An 18,065-nucleotide genomic window follows, 5' to 3' on the forward strand; every position below is an offset into this window, starting at 1 on the left:
CTAGCCGCCCACCACATCGTCGACCGCATCGCCTATCGCCGAGGAAATCGTCCCGTCCAGACCCAGCTGGTCGATCAACGTGAAGATCCCCGCAATAAGAATCATCAACCCCGCATACTCCACAAACCCCGCCCCCGCATCCCGCTCCCGCCCGCGGATGCGACCCGCGATCGTCAATGTCCAGTTCACCCAGACTTCGAGCACGCGTTCCTTCAGCACGACGGCCCCTTCTCTCCCACCCGATTCCGCGACCCCCGCGACCACCGTCGGCGTCGCCATGGGCAACGTACGCGACAACACGTGGCTCGGCAGCAACTCTGCGCAACCGGTGGGCTTTCGTGCGCCCCGGCCCCGCAAGTTGGCGGATTCTCTTCCCCCTCGGTGAGATCACCATGCACGAAGTCCCCTCCCGCGAACCGCGACCGCGAACTCAGGATCGACTGTCCCACATCGAGTTGCAGCCGCGAAGGGGTTTCGCGAAGTCGATGTCGGCATGGCGGTCAGCATCGTGGGCATGTCGGTCAACGTCCCAGAATGGAGCCGAAGTCGGAGCCCGAACCCAGGAACATGCCCGACGCGATAAGGATCATTGTGGCGGGGAGCATGAAGACCAGCGTCACCATCGTCGCCTTGGGAATGGTCTTCGCCGCCCTGCGGCGGGAATTCTGGGCGTCGGTGCGGCGCATGTCCGTGGCGATCTGGATGAGCGTGTCCGCGATCGGCGAGCCCAGTTCCTCGCCCTGCTGAAGGGCGGAGACGAACTGGGCGACCTGCTCGGAGGCGTTGCGGCGGCGCAGCGCGTCGAAGGCCTGGCGGCGGCTGACGCCCATGTCCATCTGGCGCAGGGTGATGCGGAGTTCGTCCGCCCACGGGCCCTCGTACCGCTCGGCCACCCTGTCCAGCGCCTGGCGGAAGCCGAGTCCCGCCGAGACCACCACCGCGAGGACGTCGAGGAAGTCCGGCAGGGTGCGGTCGATGACCTCGCGGCGTTCGCGGATGGCCTGCCAGATCAGTCCGTCCGCGGCCGTGGCGCCGAAGGCGAAGGTCAGGAGGGCGAAGAGCGGGGAGCCGTTGGTGAGGAAGATGAGGCCGAGGAGGGCTCCGAAGACTCCGTAGACCGCGCGGCGCGCCGCGTAGCGGTCGATCGTGAGGCCGCCGGGGTTGCCCGCCATGTCGATGCGCCGGCGCTTGGCGTCGACCCGCTTCGGTCCCATCAGGCGCAGCACCAGCGGGGCGAAGCGCATCCCCAGGCGGTCCACCGCCGAGCCCGCCGCCGAGACGCGGGTCGCGCCGACCTCCAGGGCCACGGCGAGGTCGGAGGGCAGCTTCGCGTCCGCGCGGTACATGCGGATGCCCTGGCAGACGCCCACCACGGCCAGGCCCATCACCACCGCCAGAGCCAGCGCCATCAACGTAACTCCTTCGCAGAGCAGTTCTCGGGCATGGGGTCAGACCTCGATCTTGCCCAGGCGTCTGATCACGAAGAAGCCGATTCCGTAGAGGCCCAGTGAGATCAGGATCAGCGTCTGGCCCATCGGTGAGCCGGTCACCCGCTCCAGCGCGCCCTCGTTCGACGAGTTGATGAGGAGGAGGGAGCCCAGGCCGAGCAGCGGGACCGTGAACGCCGTCGCGTGGACCTCCGACAGCATCGTGCGGACCTCGCGCCGCGTCTCCTTCCTGTCCTCCAGGGTCTGCGTGAGGTTGCGGAGGGAGTTGACCACCGTGCCGCCCGCCTTGTTCGAGAGGACTAGCGTCGTGACCAGGACGATCAGCTCGCGGGAGGGCAGGCGTCGCGCCAGTTCGCCCAGGGTGTCGTCGATCGAGCGGCCCAGCGTGAGCTGGTCGGCCACGTGCGAGAGCTCCTCGCCCGCCGGGGCCTCCAGCTCCTCGGCCGCCATCGCCAGGGAGGTCCGTAGGGCGAGTCCCGCCGCCGTGGCGTTGGCGAGGATGCGGGCCACGTCGGGGAGCTGGTTGATGAACGCCTCGATGCGCTTCTGCCGCTGCCAGTTGAGGAACGCGACCGCGCTCCAGACCGCTACGACGCCCGCGATCGGCCCGAAGAACGGGGCGAGCGTCGCTGCGGCCATCGCCCAGAAGGCGACGACGACCGCCACCACGTACGTGAAGAACTCCCCCGCCGTCAGGTCGAGGCCCGTCGAGGAGAGCCGCAGGTGGATCGCGCGGCCGAGGCGGGTGCGGCGCAGTCTGCGGTCGACGGCGGCGAAGCGGCGGGTGCGGCCCGGCGGCCCGCCGTCGCCGCTGCCGGGACCTAGCGCGAGGCGGTCCACCAGGGCTTCGCGCTGGGCGCGCCCCGAGGCGTACGTGTGCACTCCGGCGACGGCGAGCGTGCCGGTGAGCAGCGTGGCGCCGAGCGCCAACAACGCGGATTCGTTCATCGCGCCCCGCCTCGAAGACCGTGCGCCCCGTCTCGCGGACAGCAGACCCAGCCTCGCGGACCGTGCGCCCCGCCCCGCGGACAACAGACCCAGCCTCGCGGACCGTGCGCCCCGCCCCGCGGACAACAGACCCAGCCTCGCGGACGGTACGCCCCGCCCTGCGGGCAGCAGGCCCAGCCTCGCGGACAGCGCGCCCCGCCTCGCGGACCCTGCGCCACGCCCCGCGGACCCCGCGCCCCCGGCCGCGGCCGACCGGCGGTCATCCGATCGCCTCCCTCGTGTTCATCACGTCTGCGGCGTCGGCCACGCCGAATGCCGGTGGCACCGGTTCGCCGGCCCCGTACAGCTTGTCGGCGACCTCGCGCGGCAGCGGCAGGTGCTCGAAGTAGCCGTGCACGACGCGGTCGGGCCCGATCGGGCGGGGCACGAAGCGGGTGACGGGGACGATGCGGAACTGCTGGCGGCCGTGCGAGACGAGCAGCACGATCTCGGAGATCTTGCGGGAGCCGTCGCTGTGGCGCGCGAGCTGGATGACCACGTCCACCGCCGAGTTGATCTGGTCCTTCAGCGCCTCGAAGGGGATCTGCACCTCCGACATGGAGCCGAGGGTCTGAAGGCGCATCAGTGCGTCCTCGGCCGTGTTCGCGTGGACGGTGGCGAGGGAACCGTCGTGACCGGTGGACATCGCCTGGAGCATGTCGAGGGTCTCGCCGCCGCGGACCTCGCCGACGATGATGCGGTCGGGCCGCATGCGGAGGCTGTTCCGTACGAGGTCGCGGATGGTGATCTGGCCCTTGCCCTCGACGTTCGCCGGGCGGGATTCGAGGCGGATCACGTGGTCCTGCTGGAGCTGGAGCTCCGCGGAGTCCTCGATGGTGATGATGCGTTCGTGGGCCGGGATCAGACCGGAGAGTGCGTTGAGGAGCGTGGTCTTGCCGGTGCCCGTGCCCCCGCTCACGATGAGGTTGAAGCGGGCGCGCACGAACGCGGCCAGCAGCATCAGCATGTGCTCGTCGAGCGAGCCCAGGCCGATCAGCTCGGGCAGCGCGTAGGCGCGCGGGAAGCGGCGGATGGTGAGGGTGGCCCCGGTGAGGGTCAGCGGCGGGATGATGACGTTGACGCGCTCGCCGGTGGGCAGGCGGGCGTCGACCATGGGGTTCGACTCGTCGACGCGGCGGTTGACCGTGGAGACGATGCGCTCGATCGTCTGCATGAGCTGGTCGTTCGAGGCGAAGCGGAGCGGGAGCTGCTCGACGCGGCCGTTGCGCTCGACGAAGACGGAGTCGGGGCCGTTGACCATGATCTCCGTGATGGAAGCGTCGGCGAGGAGCGGTTCGAGTACGCCGAGGCCGAGGGCCTCGTCGACGACGCGGCGGATGAGCTGGGCGCGCTCGGAGGTGGAGAGCACGGGGCCCTCGCGGCTGATGATGTGGCCGAGTACGCGCTCCAGGCGGACGCGGCGGTCCGCGGCCGTGAGCGAGGACATCTCGGCGAGGTCGATCTCCTCCAGGAGCTTGGAGCGGTAGACCGCGACGAGTCCGTCGTCACGGCTCGGCTCGGTCTGGCGGGTGGGGGCCACGCGGTCGCGCAGGCTCATGTCGTCCTTCAACCTCCCATGCGGTACGGGACTTCAGTCCCCTGCGTCCTCGTCGTTCGGCATCGTGGCCTCCTTGGTGACGCTCCAGTCGCTGTCGACGAAGGGCAGCAGCGTCGGGACCCGCACCTCCACCGTGGCCGTCGTGGTGTCGCCGCCCTGGCTGACGCCGACGGAGGATTCGAGGCCGCCGTCCATGGCCGCCGTCCCCGCGGCCTCTCCGGAGTCACCCTGCGAGGCCGCGCGGGCCGCCGCCCTGGCCCCGGAGCCCGCCTGGTTGGCGGCGTATCCGACCAGGCCGAGCTGGATCGCCGCCAGGCCCACGAGCAGCAGGACCGGCAGGAACCCGGCGAACTCCAGCATGGAGACGCCCCGATCGCCCCAGCGCCGGCGACGACCACGACCACGGTGGCGGTCCCTGAAGACCCCGTACGCCCTCACCCCGTCTCCCCCTCCTCGCCCTCCTTCGCCGCGCCCGCCTCCCCGTCGACGTGCCACCCCGCGTCGAAGCCGGGGAAGAACACCGGCACGTCCACCGACACGTGGGCCTTCCACACCGCCCCTCCGTCCCCGCAGGAGACGTCCGCGTCCTGCCAAGCGCCGGGCAGGTGCTTCTTCGCCGCCGAGGAGCAGGCCTCGTCCGCACCCTGACCGGCGGCCCGCGCCGCCGTGTATGCCCGCGCCGCCTCGTCCGCCGCGTTCCCCGCCAGGGAGTACGTGTAGCCGTACAGCGCGCACTGCCAGAGGATCGCCATGACCACGAGGACCAGCGGGAACATCGCGGCGAATTCGAGGGTGACCGCGCCCCGGTCGCCGGTCGCGGCCTTGCGGCGCAGGGACATGGCGCTCCGCCTGCCGCCGCCGCCCTGGGGCCGGGGTTCGACGAGGCCCAGTTCGCCCGCGAGGCCCCAGAGCGCCTGCTTGACCGAGGAGCGGCTCTCCAGGTCCTGCATGCGGCCCGCGTCGACCACGGCCTGGAGCTCCTTGAAGGCGGCGGGCACGGTGGTGCGGGCCGTCCTGGTGCCGGTGACGCGCGCCACCAGGGAGGGCTGGATCTCGGTGCCCTTGCCGTGGCGGTTGACGACGGTGAGGGTCTCCTCGGCCTTGCGGACCTGAAGGCGGTCCCAGAGCCGCACCACGCGCTTGGCGGCGCGGACCGCCACCACGTCGGGGGTGACGAGGAGCAGGGCGTGGTCGGCGAGCTCGACGGCGGTGGCGCTCGCCGAGGTGACGTAGGCGCCGCAGTCGACGACCACGACGTCGTACCGGGAGCGCAGGGCGCCGAGGGTCTGGCGGGCGACCCGGTCGGTGACCTCCTCGCCCCGTTCGCCGTCGGCGGGGGCGAGGAGCAGGCCGAGGCCGGTCTCGTGGGTGTAGACGGCGTCCTGGAGGACGCGGGGCGTGATGTCGCTGATGGCGGCGAGGTCGGCGATGGAGCGCCGGAACTGCACGTCCAGGTAGGAGGCGACGTCGCCGGACTGGAGGTCGAGGTCGAGGAGGGCGGCCGAGCGCCCCGACGCCTGGGCCGCGAGGGCGAGCTGGACCGCGGTCACGGTCGTCCCTACGCCGCCCTTCGCGCCGCTGACGGTGACGACCGTGCCGGCGCCGGGCGGGCCTGCCGCGCCGCTCCCCCCGTACAGTTCGAGGCCCCCGCCGCCCAGGTGCCGCCGCATGCCCGTGGACCAGGCGGCGGCGGCCTGGACGCGTTCGGCGAGGGCGTCGTAGGCGAGCGGGAAGGCGACGATGCCGCGGGCGCCGGAGTCCATGGCGGCGGTGAGCAGCTCGGGGCTGGTGTCGGCGGTGATCAGGACGACGCCGACGGCCGGGAAGCGCAGGACGAGGTCCCTGATGAGGTCGAGCGCGGGGGCGGGCCCGATGCGCTCGTGGACGAGGACGACCTCCGGCAGCTCGTCGACCGACTCGGCGGCGAGCCGGGCGAGGGTGTCGAGGAGCGCGGTGGAGTCCCCGACGGCCGGTGCGGGTTCGGCGTCGGGGAGCTGTCCGGCGAGCGTGGACAGCGCGCGGGCGGCCTCGATGTCCCCGACGGCGGGGAGGATCCGGGTGGCCATACGAGCCTCCTACTTGTCCTCGTCGAGGGTGTACGTACGGTCGCGCGGCGGCACGGTGGCGTCGCCGCCCGCGCCGACCAGGGCGAGCCGGACGTGGGTCGCGAACGACTCGGCGTACGCGACGCGCTGCGCGTCCGCCGTGCCGAGGGCGAAGGTGATCGGCACGGCCTCGGACGCCCTGCGGCGCGTGCGGTCGTCCTGGTTCGGTTCGAGCGGGGTCAGCTTGCCGACGTCGAGCACCTTGGCCCCCTCCACGATGACCTTGGACTGGTCCTTCGCCTTGTCGCTCTCGCCCTTGAAGGTGGCGTAGATGTTGACCTTCGCGCCCGGTGTGATCTTGCCCGCCACGCCGGTCGCCGCGTCGATCAGGATGGCGATCTCCTGTTGCCCCGGGCCCAGTTCGGGGCGCCGGACGATCATGTCGGACTGGAGCAGCGAGCCCTTCTTGAGCTGGGTGACGGCGATCTTGCCGCGGATCTCGCTGAGGTCGGTGACGGCGTTGTCGGAGAGCCACCGCTCGGGCATCTCGACCTTCTCGAACTGCTCGGCGGTCAGTTCCCGGTAGGGCGAGATGTCGTCCTTGAGCTTGTACGCCGCGGTCTCGGGGCCCACTTTGGAGTTGACGTCACGGATCACCGAGAGCACGCCCACGAACGCGCCGAGCGCGCACAGGACCGAGAGGACCAGCAGGATGACGCCGCGGCGCTGGCGTGAGTTCATGGGCCGGACTACCTCGATCGAGTGCGGTTGGCTACGGACGGTGAGCGTGGTGGCGCGTGTTCGGTCGTAGGTCGCGTACGGGGTACGAGGAGGGGGCGGCGGCTAGGTGGCGCCGCGGGGCAGGGCGGTCGTGCCGCCCGGCGCGAGGGTGCGCCGAGGTGGCGAGGAGCGGTCCATGACCGGCGGCAGGGGTGCCGCGCAGAACGCGCAGCGGTCGCCGATGAGTTCGAGCCCGCACCAGTGGCAGTCGTCGCGGCGGACGGACGACACCAGTTGGTACAGGACGGAGATGTCCGGGATGGCCGCCACGAACTCGACGACCTTGCCGGTGGCCCACCAGCGCGCGGACTCGGCGGGCGGGCGCGCCTCGGTGACCCCCTGGCAGTTCCACGCGGGGGCCAGGGTCTCGGTGACCCAGCCGGGTGCCAGTTGCCCCGGGGCGTACAGCATCCTCGTACCGAATCCGGGTCCCGGCAGGGTCGCCCCGCCGTCGCCCGAGACCTTGACCAGTTCGGGCCGAGGCGTGGCGAGGACGGCGAACTGCGCGCCCGGCAGCCAGGACTTGGCGTGCGACTGGAGGGTGACGGGGACGCGGTCCAGCTTGGTGACCGAGCCGAGCAGGGCGCCCGCGTAGATGTAGTGCGAGAGGAGCCGGGCCGCGGAGGCGAGGACGCCCGGGCTGAAGTCGCAGACCGAGAGCTGGCGGAGCTGGAGCGCGAGCACGGCGAGGCCGAGCGGCGGCAGGTCCGAGCGGACGACGGCGATGCGGTCGCTCTCCAGGACCGAACGGACCGCGTGCAGCCGGTGCGCGACGGCCGGGGGCGCGGAGGCGGGGCACAGGATGACGACGTACCCGTGGTGCTCGATGAGCGTGTCCATCTCGGTGAGCGCCTGGTCCAGTGAGTACGTCCGCGGGGACTGCACGGCGGACTGGAGGACGGCCGCCGAGGGGGTGTGCCGGTCGGGCGAGGGCAGCACCAAGTCGGGTCCGGTGACGGCTATGGCGGTCGGCAACGCGTACACCCCCGGTCCTCGTGCACTCCTGCCTCAGCACCATATCCACGTCATGGTCGACTCGACACCCAACTTCCCACTGTTCATGTGGAGGTGGGGGATTCCGGTGGGGTTTCCGGCGGGCTTCGCGTGGGCTTCCCGCTGTGCACCAAGTGATGTGTGAGGCCTTGACATCCCGCATTGGTCTGGACCAGCTTGTACGTCCAGCACGCCCCCCACACCTCGACTCCCCCTACTCCCACCTCATTTCCTCTCCCCCCACGGAGGCAGCAGTGGTTCGCACACGCAGCAGGACGGGAGCCGCCGTCGGCGCCTTCTCGGCCCTGGCTCTGGCTCTCACCGGCCTCTCCACGAGCGGCGCCGGCACGGCCGGCGCGCAGCCCGTCGACACCTCGGCCCGCGCGGACACCTCGGCCCGCGCCGTCCCCGCGCACGCGGTGACCGGTTACTGGCAGAACTTCGACAACGGCGCCCAGGTGCAGAAGCTGAGCGACGTGCCCGACGACTACGACATCGTCGCCGTCGCCTTCGCGGACGCCACGGCCACGCCCGGCCAGGTGACGTTCGACCTGGACTCGGCGGGCCTCGGCGGCTACACCGTCGACCAGTTCAAGGCCGACATCAAGGCCAAGCAGGCGGCGGGCAAGTCCGTGATCATCTCGGTCGGCGGCGAGAAGGGCGCGGTGGCGGTCGACGACGCGGCGTCCGCGGACGCGTTCGCCGAGTCCGTGCACAAGCTCATGCTGGAGTACGGGTTCGACGGCGTCGACATCGACCTGGAGAACGGCCTCGACTCGACGTACATGACCCAGGCGCTGAAGTCGCTGGCCGGTGAGGCGGGTCCGGGCTTCGTCCTCACGATGGCCCCGCAGACCATCGACATGCAGTCGCCGCAGAACGAGTATTTCAAGACAGCGCTCGCCGTGAAGGACATCCTCACCGTCGTCAACATGCAGTACTACAACAGCGGCTCGATGCTGGGCTGCGACGGCAAGGTCTACAGCCAGGGCACGGTGGACTTCCTCACCGGACTGGCCTGCATCCAGCTGGAGAACGGCCTCGACGCCTCGCAGGTCGGCATAGGCGTCCCCGCCTCCTCCCGCGCGGCCGGCGGCGGATACGTCTCGCCGGACGTGGTGAACGACGCCCTGGACTGCCTGGCCAAGGGCACCGGGTGCGGCACCTTCAAGCCGTCCAGGACCTACCCCGGCATCCGGGGCGCGATGGCCTGGTCCACCAACTGGGACGCCACGGCGGGCAACGCCTGGTCCAAGGCCGTGGGAGCGCACGTGCACGCGCTCCCGTAACCCGCCCGTCCCCCTACTTGAGGACGGCGGCGCCACCGCTCCCCCGGTGACGCCGCCGTTCTCGGGCGCTCGGGGCCCTCACCAGGGCAGGTCGCGGACCTGCTGCACACAGAGGATGAGGAAGAGCAGCCCGGCGCCCGCCAGCATGACGTTGCTCAGCATTCCGTTGCGCCACTCCTTGGGCGTACGGGAGGAGTTGAGCAGCCAGAGCAGGGTGAGGGCCAGGAACGGCATGAAGAAGGCGCCGAGTACGCCGTACGCGACCACGAGGCCGAACGGCTGGTCCAGGAAGAGCAGCCCGATCGGCGGGAAGGTCAGCCACAGCAGATAGGCGCGGAACGGCAGCGACTTCTCCCGCTTGCCCGCGGCGACCTCCGCGACCATGCCTTCGGTGCCCTGCCCGGCGTCGGAGGAGGTTCCGCGCTCGCGCCGCAGCCGCTCGACGAAGTCGGCGAACATCAGGCTCACCCCGTGCCACACGCCCATCAGCGCGCCGAACGACGTGGCGAAGAAGCCGATCAGGAAGAGCTTGGCGGTGACGGCACCGAACTTGTCCTCCAGTACGTTGCCGAGGTCGATGAGGCCCCGGTCGCCGGAGGTGAGGGCGATGTTCGTGGAGTGCAGCAGCTCGGCACCGATGATCATCATGGCGACGACGAAGATGCCGGTGGTGATGTACGCGACGCGGTTGTCGAGCCGCATCACCCTGACCCAGCTGATGTCGGTCCAGCCCTTGGAGTTCACCCAGTACCCGTACGCGGCCATGGTGATGGTGCCGCCGACGCCGCCGATCAGGCCGAGCGTGTAGAGCAGCGAGCCGTCCGGCAGGACGGGCGCGAGGCCCGCGAAGGCGTTGCCGAGGTCGGGGGCGACGCGGATGGCCACGTAGACGACGATGAGGAACTTCATGCCGATGACGACCGTCATGACCTTCTCGAAGACGGCGTACCGGTTGAACCAGACGAAGGCGAGCCCGAGCAGGCCGCAGAGGATGGCCCAGGCCTTCAGGCTTGGCCCGTCCGGGAAGAGCGCGACGAGCGGCAGCGCGCTGGAGGACATGGCGGTGGCGCCGTACACGAACCCCCACACGACGACGTAGATCGCGAAGTAGTACGTGGTCCACTGCCCGAGGCTGCGCCAGCCCTCGAAGAGGGTGCGCCCGGTGGCGAGGTGCCATCGTCCCGTGGCCTCGGCCAGGGAGATCTTCACGAGGCATCCGATGATCGCCGCCCACAGCAGCGTGTAGCCGAACTTGCTGCCCGCGATGAGCGTCGCGACGAGATCGCCCGCGCCGACTCCGGTCGCCGCGACGACGATGCCGGGCCCGACGTACCTCCAGCTCGCCTTGCGAAGCGGCTTCGCTTCCCCGGCGGCGGTACCACTGCCTGTCGTTTCAGCCATGCCGATCAAGAAAGCGCATCGGGGGGCGCGGCACAAGAGGTTGGCCAAAGACAGCGTTGACCGGTCCATGCCACGCCCCGACGATGGGCGCGCGCCACCCGCACGCACCCGCAGTCGCCCGGCCCGCACGCACCCCGCGGGTCGCGCACCCGCACGTCGCAGTGGACAACCCCCACCCCCCTCTCTCCCCCGCAGGAGACTTCATGCGACTCCGTACACGCTTGAACGGCAGAAGATCCGCGGCCCTGGCGGCCGTGCTGGCACTCGCCCTGGCGGCGCCCCTGACCGCCAACGCCGCGCCGGACGGCTCGGACGGAACCCCGACGAGGAGCGCGGCCGCGGCGGCCGACGAGGAAACGCGCCAGTACGAGGTCCCGCTGGCCGACGACCACGCCGCCCGCACCGCGCTCGCGCGGACCGGCGTCGCGATCGACGAGGTCGACGCCCGCGCGGTGGTCGTCTCGGCGGACGCCGCTGAGGCGGCCTCGCTCCGGAAGGCGGGCTACGAACTCAGAGCCCTGCCCGGGCCCCCGAAACGTACGAACGGCATGGCGGTGGAGCCCAAGGACTTCCCGCCGGCGGACGCCCGCTACCACAACTACGCCGAGATGACGGCGGAGATCGACCAGCGGATCGCGGCGCACCCGACCCTGATGAGCAAGAAGGTCATCGGCAAGTCGTACTCGGGCCGGGACATCGTCGCCATCAAGGTCAGCGACAACGTGGGGACGGACGAGGCCGAGCCGGAGGTCCTCTTCACCCACCACCAGCACGCGCGCGAGCACCTCACCGTGGAGATGGCGCTCTACCTGCTGCGCGAGCTGGGCGACGACTACGGCACGGACGCGCGCGTCAAGAAGATGGTCGACTCCCGGGAGATCTGGATCGTGCCGGACCTGAACCCGGACGGCGGTGAGTACGACATCGCGTCCGGCTCGTACCGCAGTTGGCGCAAGAACCGCCAGCCCAACAGCGGTTCGTCGAACGTCGGCACGGACCTGAACCGCAACTGGGCCTACCGGTGGGGCTGCTGCGGCGGCTCGTCCGGCTCCACTGGCTCGGACACCTACCGCGGCCGGGCCGGCGAGTCGGCGCCCGAGGTGAAGGTGGTCGCGGACTTCGTCCGCAGCCGCGTGGTCGGGGGCAAGCAGCAGATCAGGGCCTCCATCGACTTCCACACGTACAGCGAACTCGTCCTGTGGCCGTACGGCTACACGTACGCGGACACGGGCCCCGGCCTCACCCAGGACGACCGTGACGCGCACGCGGCGATCGGCCGGAAGATGGCCGCGAGCAACGGCTACACACCGGAGCAGTCCAGCGACCTCTACATCACCGACGGGTCCATCAACGACTGGCTCTGGGGCAGCCAGAAGATCTTCAGCTACACCTTCGAGATGTACCCGTCGTCCGCCGGGGGCGGCGGCTTCTACCCTCCGGACGAGGTGATCGAGCGGGAGACGTCCCGCAACCGTGACGCGGTCCTCCAGCTCCTGGAGAACGCGGACTGCATGTACCGCTCGATCGGCAAGGAGACGCAGTACTGCACCACGCCCTGACGCCGCCTCGGCCCGGGGTGCGGTATGGCCCCGGGTTTCGGCGTGCGTGCAGGACCGGAGACTTCGTCGGGCCGGTGGCAGCCAAAGTGAGCGCATTGCAACAAAGTCCCGCCACCCTGAACGCCTCCCCACCCCCGACCTGGGTCCCTTCCAAAGCAGCCGGGGACTTCTCTGCAAGCCCCGCCCCCAGGGGGCGATATGGGCCCTATGCCGCGCGACCGGAGGAGCCGGTGGCCCCCGCCCGCTCTGCCCCTCGGCGCCCACGCCAGAAGAACCAGTCCGCACCCGGCACCCAACCCGCACCGCCCACCAACCGTCCCCGTCGCCCCACCCCGTGGCCGCCCGGCCAGCAAATCCCCTGCGGTGGAGGCTCGGCAGTCAAGGGTGGCCCGAAGGGACATCGGCGAAGCCGACGCGACGCAGGAGCGCCCTTTACTGGCGGGGCGGAACCGCCACACTCCCGGAGAACCGGGCTGCCCCGGTAAGCGATCAACGCCACCGGCCCGCCGAAGCTAGCCGCAGCGCCCGTACGCCACGCTTCCGCTGTACGGCACCGTCGCCCACATGCGCGTACCGCCGCCCGGTTCGCGCGCCTCCCCGAAGCCCCAGTCGCCCTCGCACGCGCGGGCCACGCAGGCGAGCAGCCGTAGCGCAGCCCGGCGGCGGGCGTCGCAGGCCGCCGCCAGGCGCGGGTGCGGGTGGCTCGGGTGACCGTCGTAGACGATGACCCGCAGCGTGTCCTCGCGGAAGCGGAGGGAGAGGTACACCTCCGCCGCCGGGCTGAACGTGCAGGCCGTGGCGGTCAGTTCGGCGACGACCTGCGTCGCCGGGCTCTCCAGCACGGCGAGCCCGTGAGCGGCGAGCACGGTACGGGTGACCGCGCGGGCGATCGTCGGGGACGTGAGGGCCGAGGGCAGGGTGAGGCTGTACGCGAGGTTCTCCGGGGCGGGGGCGGACGCGTCGGGCCGAGGAGAGCAGACGGTGACGCCTCCGCTGTGCGGGACGAGCGTTTCGGGCATGCGGAACTCCATGACTGGGCGGAAGTTGGTCTACGGACGTACTCCGGGCCGCCGGTGGCTCGTCTCCCTGACGCAGACCTCACCCCTCCCAGGGCAGGGAGGTAGAGGGCAGACCCGCGCGATGCACTGCCGACTGCCGTGCGTAGCTGTTGCACTACTAAACGTACCGGAACCGGGGCCTAATTTTTCACCAGCCGGTGAAAGTCATGCCCGCTCGTGGTCTGATCGCATGCACACGCGGCAGACTGCTGGAACCGCACGCGGAGGGAACGGCATGGCAGCGAGGACATCGCCCACGGAACGCCAGAAACGTCTGGGGGTCGAAGTTCGGAGAATGCGCACGTCAGCGGGTATCTCTGCCGAGTACGCGGCCGGGCTGCTGGGCGTGGACCGGGGCAAGATCTCCCACATCGAGTCCGGGGTACGCGCCATCAGCCCGGAGCGGCTGCGCACTCTGGCCTGCAACTGCGAGTGCCGCGACCAGTTGTACGTCGACGCGTTGGCACAGATGGCCGAGACGGGCCAACGAGGCTGGTGGGACAAGTACCGGGGCTCGCTCCCCCAGGGGCTCCTGGACATCGCGGAGTTGGAGGCGCACGCAGTCCGCATGCGCGCCGCCTACTCGATACATATCCCCGGCCTGCTTCAGACCTCGGACCATGCGCTGGCCCTCTTCCGAGTCGTGATCCCTGAACTCCCACCTCACGAGATCGCCCTACGGCTCGCCAATCGCGTTGAACGGCAGCAGGTCCTGGAGGGAGACAACGCGCCCCAGTACGTGGCCCTCGTTCACGAGGCGGCGCTGCGCATGCAGTTCGGCGGCCGAGACGTGGCGCGCGCACAACTCAGGCACCTGTTGCACAAGTCGGAACAGGACAACGTGACGCTTCTGGTCATCCCATTCGAAGCGGGCGCTTTCCCTGGCGCCGGGCAGACGGTGCTGTACGCCGAGGGGCCTGTTCCGCAGCTGGACACCGTACAGATCGACAGCTCTCATGGACCCGACTTCCTGCACGCCGAGGGCCAGTTGGCCAAGTACCGGGGCCACCTGGACTGGATGGAGAACGTCGCCCTGCCCCCCGAGGACTCACGCAGCTTCATCCGCACTATCGCTGATCAGCTTTAAGGAGACGTCACGATGTCCGACATACAGTGGGAAGAGCCGTTCTGCGGCGAAGGCAACTCCTGCTTCCGCCTCGGTACCGACACCACCGGCAACGCCTACATCGCCATCGCAGGGCAAGAGGACCACCCCCTCACCGACACCCGCGAAGCCCTCCGCACCCTCATCCGCGACATCAAAGCCGGCAAAGCCGACCACCTCCTCTGAGCGCCTGGCGACAGACAAGGAGCAACGCCGTGCCCGACATCACCTGGGAAGCCCCCTTCTGCGGCGAAGGCAACTCCTGCTTCCGCCTCGGTACCGACACCACCGGCAACGCCTACATCGCCATCGCCGGGCAAGAAGACCACCCCCTCACCGACACCCACGAAGCCCTCCGCACCCTCATCCGCGACATCAAAGCCGGCAAAGCCGACCACCTCCTCTAAGACGGCGCCTCATTCGGCTGTTCAGCTGAACGTGCGCCGGTAGGTCTGCGGGCTGACGCCGGTGGTGCGTTTGAAGCGGTCGCGGAAGGTGGTGGGTGAGCCGAAGCCGACCTGGCCGCCGATGCGCTCCACGGAGTGCTCCGTGGTTTCCAGCAAGTGCTGTGCCTGGCGGATGCGGGCCCGGTGGAGCCACTGGAGCGGCGTGGTGCCGGTCTGGTCGCGGAAGCGCCGGATCAGGGTCCGGGTGCTGGTTCCGGCCCGCTCGGCGATGTCGGCAAGGGTGAGGTCGCGGGCCAGGTTTTCCCGTAGCCAGGTGAGCAGCGTCTCAAGCTCGGAGCCCTGCGGCGTGGGCGCGTGGTCGTACACGATGAACTGCGCCTGCCCGCCCTCTCGTTCGAGAGGCATCACCGACAGGCGGGCGGCGTCGGCGGCGACGGCCGAGCCGTAGTCACGGCGGATCATGTGCAGACACAGGTCCATGCCCGCCGCGGCGCCGGCCGAGGTGAGCAACTGGCCGTTGTCGACGTAGAGGACGTCCGGGTCGACGTCGAGGCCCGGGTGGGCGGCAGCCAGCAGATCGGCCGCGCGCCAGTGGGTCGTGACGCGCAGTCCGTCGAGGAGCCCGGTGCCGGCCAGGGGGAAGGTGCCCACGCAGATGGAAGCGATCCGGGTGCCGTCGGCAGCGGCCGACCGCAGCGCGTCGCGCACGGCGGGAGGGAGTGAGGCAGCGATATCGGCGACGCCCGGCACGATGATCGTGTCCGCGCCCTGAAGGCCCTCCAGACCCCAGGGGGCACGCAGGGTGAAGGCTCCGGCGTCGACCTCGTCGCGCTCGGCGCACACCCGGACCTGGTAGCCGGGCCGCCCGTCGGGCAGGCGCGTCCGGGAGAAGACCTCGATCGGGGTGGACAGGTCGAACGGGATCACCTGATCCAACGCGAGCACGGCAACCGTATGCATGGCCAGAACCTACCTCCCCACGGGCTCGACGGACCTGGGCCGCCCCTCCGGAAGGCCCACGTCAACGCAGTCCACACGCCCCAAGAAGGGGTTGGCACTATCCCGTTGGAACCTGTCGCTAGTGCCACTGGGCGAGCACCCAGGAAGCCGGTTGACTTCGGAGCGTCCCGATGGAAAGCGACGCCGAAGGAACCCCCATGCACATCCAGGTCGTCCTGTTCGATGGCTTCGACCCGCTCGATGCCATCGCCCCCTACGAGGTCCTGTACGCCGGCGGCTCGGCGGCGGACGGCGCGGTGACCGTCGAGCTGGTCACCGCAGAGGGCCCTCGTGAGGTCGTCAGCGGCATCGGAGGACTGACGCTGCGCGCCGTCGGCGCCCTCGACCTGGAGCGCGCCGACATGCTTCTGGTACCCGGCGCCTCCGGCCGCGTGGGCGAACCCGGCGAGGCCCCGGAAGAAGAGGTGGGCGTCGGCGAGCGGAAACAGGACGAGCTCATCCCGGTGCTGCTGGGCCGCACGCTGACCACCGAACTCCCCGCGCTCCTCAAGCAGGCGATGGACGACCCGGACATCACCGTCGCCACCGTCTGCGGCGGCTCGCTCGTCCTGGCCATGGCCGGCCTGCTGGAGGGACGTCACGCCACCACCCACCACATGGGCCTGCCCATGCTGGAAGCCACCGGCGCCCACGCGATCCGCGCCCGGATCGTCGACGACGGCGACCTGATCACCGGCGCCGGCGTGACCTCCGGTCTCGATCTGGGTCTCTACCTACTGGAGCGCGAGGTGGGCCCCCGCGTCGCGCACGCCGTCGAAGAACTCTTCTCCCACGAGCGGCGCGGCACCGTCTGGCGCGCGCAGGGTCCGGTGCCCACCGCTTTCTGAACGCCCGGTCCTTCGCAGATCAGTCGCTCACCATCCCCGCCCCAGGAGGAAGAAGTCATCCCCTCATGAACCTTGTGTCACCAGTGATCGTCGGCATCATCTACTGCCTGCTGATGTCCCTGATCAAAGAACCGCACCGACGCCACTTCAACGCGATCATGGTGGGCGGAGCCGGCGCCGCCTATCTGAGCGGGGGCGGCTTCGGCCCGTGGGAGCTCCCATTCGTCGCACTCACGGGTTACGTCGCCTACCGCGGCCTGGACTCCTGGGCCTTCATCGGCGTCGGCTGGCTGCTCCACACGGCCTGGGACATGGCCCACCACCTCAAGGGCAATCCGATCCTGCCGTTCTACCACGACGCATCTCTGGCATGTGCCATCTGTGATCCGGTCATCGCCCTGTGGTGCTTCCGCGGAGGACCTTCCCTGATCGCGCTCGTCCGCCGCCGGTTCCAGCGCGGCCGGACAGCGGACCACGCGCACGATCACGTCTCCGCCCCCGCCTCTTAGCCGGCGGCATCGGTTTCTCGGCGTCAGGGCCGGCGGGCGTAGGTCGTGAGGCGGTCGGCCAGCGCGGTGACGCGGTCGCGTAGTTCGTCGGGGCGTTCGATGACGAACGGCCGGTCCAGTGAGGCGAGTACCCGCGGCAACCAGTCGAGCCGCTGCGCCCGCAGCTCGACGCGCCGCCACCGCTCGGCCGCCGGATCCTCGCCGACCGCGGGCTCGTGCTCGTGCTCCTCCAGGCTCGCCACGCCGGCGGGCAGGTGCGCGCGGATCTGCTCGACCGTCCCGTGGATTCGCAGGGTCACCTCATGCCGGTACTCGGCCGCGGCGAATCCTGACAGCACGCGCTGCGCCGGATCAGGGCCCTCGGGCGCTTCGAACGAGCCGGGCAGGGCCCTCGCGGCCTCGATGCGATCGAGCCGGAAGGTCCGGTCCTCGTCGGCCCCGGCGTCCTTGCCCGTCACGTACCACCGGCCCGCATGGGCGACGATCCCGTACGCGTGCAATGTGCGTTCGCTGCGCCGTCCGTCGCGGTCGGTGTAGCGGACCGAGACCGGCCGGCGGTGGCGCACCGCATCGGCGATGGTGAGCAGGAGCCCGGCGTCCGGGTGGTCCAGCTCGCCGGGCTGGTCCGTGAAGGCGAGAGCTTCCAGGAGCGCGTCGAGCCGGCGGGCGATGTGCTGGGGCAGCACCCGCCGGATCTTCGCCGACGCCGTCTCGTTCGCCGTGCGCTCCGCCGTCGTCAGCTCTGCCCGGCGGCCGGCGACCAGGCCGAGCAGCACGGCCAGCGCCTCGTCGTCGCTGAGCATGAGCGGAGGCAGGCGGTACCCGGGAGCCAGCCGGTACCCGCCGTAGCGGCCGCGCACCGACTCCACGGGCACGTCCAGGTCGATCAGCTGGCCCACGTACCGCCGCACGGTCCGCCCCTCGACGCCGAGGCGGTCGGCGAGCTCGGCCACGGTCCGGGTGCCGCCCGACTGGAGCAGCTCCAGGAGTGTCAGCACGCGGCCGGTGGGTCGTGACATGTTCGCAGCCTAATGCGAATGCAGGACCGATACGGGGCCTATACGGGACCGATTCTGTCC

At 70.6% G+C, this 18,065-nt stretch carries 19 protein-coding genes; 7 read left to right on the forward strand and 12 right to left on the reverse strand.

Translation table 11 applies throughout. The annotated features are described in order from the left end of the window. The 8 genes from ACZ6JY_RS21620 to ACZ6JY_RS21655 form a co-directional block, all read right to left on the reverse strand. Positions 1 to 219 (reverse strand): hypothetical protein, encoded by a 219-nt coding sequence (locus ACZ6JY_RS21620; protein WP_103557426.1) that lies wholly within the window; start codon positions 217 to 219, stop codon positions 1 to 3. Between the two features lie 302 nt (positions 220 to 521). Continuing rightward, the gene (locus tag ACZ6JY_RS21625; protein ID WP_469197726.1) at positions 522 to 1,409 is read right to left on the reverse strand and encodes a DUF5936 domain-containing protein; all 888 of its coding nucleotides are present in this window, start codon (positions 1,407 to 1,409) and stop codon (positions 522 to 524) included. A 39-nt stretch (positions 1,410 to 1,448) separates the two neighbouring features. Next, positions 1,449 to 2,396 (reverse strand): type II secretion system F family protein, encoded by a 948-nt coding sequence (locus ACZ6JY_RS21630; RefSeq protein ID WP_469197728.1) that lies wholly within the window; start codon positions 2,394 to 2,396, stop codon positions 1,449 to 1,451. A 259-nt stretch (positions 2,397 to 2,655) separates the two neighbouring features. Then, on the reverse strand, positions 2,656 to 3,993 hold the full coding sequence (locus ACZ6JY_RS21635; RefSeq protein WP_469197730.1) for a CpaF family protein: 1,338 nt from the start codon (positions 3,991 to 3,993) through the stop codon (positions 2,656 to 2,658). 33 nt (positions 3,994 to 4,026) lie between these two features. After that, positions 4,027 to 4,353, reverse strand: a complete 327-nt coding sequence (locus ACZ6JY_RS21640) for a TadE/TadG family type IV pilus assembly protein (protein ID WP_469197732.1) — start codon at positions 4,351 to 4,353, stop codon at positions 4,027 to 4,029. A 74-nt stretch (positions 4,354 to 4,427) separates the two neighbouring features. Next, positions 4,428 to 6,059 (reverse strand): AAA family ATPase, encoded by a 1,632-nt coding sequence (locus tag ACZ6JY_RS21645; protein WP_469197734.1) that lies wholly within the window; start codon positions 6,057 to 6,059, stop codon positions 4,428 to 4,430. 9 nt (positions 6,060 to 6,068) lie between these two features. After that, the gene (gene cpaB, locus ACZ6JY_RS21650; RefSeq protein ID WP_469197736.1) at positions 6,069 to 6,779 is read right to left on the reverse strand and encodes a Flp pilus assembly protein CpaB; all 711 of its coding nucleotides are present in this window, start codon (positions 6,777 to 6,779) and stop codon (positions 6,069 to 6,071) included. Between the two features lie 102 nt (positions 6,780 to 6,881). Beyond that, the gene (locus tag ACZ6JY_RS21655) at positions 6,882 to 7,802 is read right to left on the reverse strand and encodes a hypothetical protein (protein WP_469197738.1); all 921 of its coding nucleotides are present in this window, start codon (positions 7,800 to 7,802) and stop codon (positions 6,882 to 6,884) included. A 263-nt stretch (positions 7,803 to 8,065) separates the two neighbouring features. Here ACZ6JY_RS21655 and ACZ6JY_RS21660 point away from each other — a divergent pair, with 263 nt between their 5' ends. Then, positions 8,066 to 9,100, forward strand: coding sequence for a chitinase (locus tag ACZ6JY_RS21660; protein ID WP_469197740.1), 1,035 nt, complete (start codon positions 8,066 to 8,068; stop codon positions 9,098 to 9,100). 78 nt (positions 9,101 to 9,178) lie between these two features. Here ACZ6JY_RS21660 and ACZ6JY_RS21665 read toward each other — a convergent pair whose 3' ends face one another. Next, positions 9,179 to 10,501, reverse strand: a complete 1,323-nt coding sequence (locus ACZ6JY_RS21665; protein WP_469197742.1) for an Nramp family divalent metal transporter — start codon at positions 10,499 to 10,501, stop codon at positions 9,179 to 9,181. A gap of 203 nt (positions 10,502 to 10,704) precedes the next feature. Between ACZ6JY_RS21665 and ACZ6JY_RS21670 the strand changes: the two genes are divergently transcribed. Then, positions 10,705 to 12,060 (forward strand): M14 family metallopeptidase, encoded by a 1,356-nt coding sequence (locus tag ACZ6JY_RS21670; RefSeq protein ID WP_469197744.1) that lies wholly within the window; start codon positions 10,705 to 10,707, stop codon positions 12,058 to 12,060. Positions 12,061 to 12,572: 512 nt separating this feature from the next. Here ACZ6JY_RS21670 and ACZ6JY_RS21675 read toward each other — a convergent pair. After that, positions 12,573 to 13,079, reverse strand: a complete 507-nt coding sequence (locus ACZ6JY_RS21675; protein ID WP_469197746.1) for an ATP-binding protein — start codon at positions 13,077 to 13,079, stop codon at positions 12,573 to 12,575. 274 nt (positions 13,080 to 13,353) lie between these two features. On the opposite strand from ACZ6JY_RS21675, the gene ACZ6JY_RS21680 reads away from it, so the two are divergent. Genes ACZ6JY_RS21680 through ACZ6JY_RS21690 form a run of 3 tightly spaced genes read left to right on the forward strand, consistent with a single transcriptional unit; the run spans position 13,354 to position 14,630 of the window. Beyond that, entirely contained in the window at positions 13,354 to 14,205 is an 852-nt protein-coding gene (locus ACZ6JY_RS21680) for a helix-turn-helix domain-containing protein (protein WP_469197748.1), read from the forward strand. A gap of 12 nt (positions 14,206 to 14,217) precedes the next feature. Beyond that, on the forward strand, positions 14,218 to 14,409 hold the full coding sequence (locus ACZ6JY_RS21685) for a hypothetical protein (protein ID WP_469197750.1): 192 nt from the start codon (positions 14,218 to 14,220) through the stop codon (positions 14,407 to 14,409). Between the two features lie 29 nt (positions 14,410 to 14,438). Then, a complete protein-coding gene (locus ACZ6JY_RS21690) occupies positions 14,439 to 14,630 on the forward strand; it encodes a hypothetical protein (protein ID WP_469197752.1) in 192 nt (63 codons plus the stop codon). Positions 14,631 to 14,651: 21 nt separating this feature from the next. On the opposite strand, the gene ACZ6JY_RS21695 is transcribed toward ACZ6JY_RS21690, so the two are convergent. Then, positions 14,652 to 15,590, reverse strand: a complete 939-nt coding sequence (locus tag ACZ6JY_RS21695) for a GlxA family transcriptional regulator (protein ID WP_469197754.1) — start codon at positions 15,588 to 15,590, stop codon at positions 14,652 to 14,654. 197 nt (positions 15,591 to 15,787) lie between these two features. Here ACZ6JY_RS21695 and ACZ6JY_RS21700 point away from each other — a divergent pair, with 197 nt between their 5' ends. Continuing rightward, positions 15,788 to 16,477 carry a DJ-1/PfpI family protein gene (locus ACZ6JY_RS21700; protein WP_469197756.1) on the forward strand — a complete coding sequence of 230 codons (690 nt, stop codon included), beginning with the start codon at positions 15,788 to 15,790 and terminating at the stop codon, positions 16,475 to 16,477. 65 nt (positions 16,478 to 16,542) lie between these two features. Next, positions 16,543 to 16,986, forward strand: a complete 444-nt coding sequence (locus ACZ6JY_RS21705) for a DUF6010 family protein (RefSeq protein ID WP_469197758.1) — start codon at positions 16,543 to 16,545, stop codon at positions 16,984 to 16,986. A 23-nt stretch (positions 16,987 to 17,009) separates the two neighbouring features. Here the strand turns inward: ACZ6JY_RS21705 and ACZ6JY_RS21710 are convergent, their stop codons facing one another. After that, the gene (locus tag ACZ6JY_RS21710; RefSeq protein WP_469197760.1) at positions 17,010 to 18,005 is read right to left on the reverse strand and encodes a helix-turn-helix transcriptional regulator; all 996 of its coding nucleotides are present in this window, start codon (positions 18,003 to 18,005) and stop codon (positions 17,010 to 17,012) included. Between the last annotated feature and the right edge of the window lie 60 nt (positions 18,006 to 18,065).

The sequence above is a fragment of the Streptomyces sp. NPDC046335 genome (assembly GCF_055587985.1).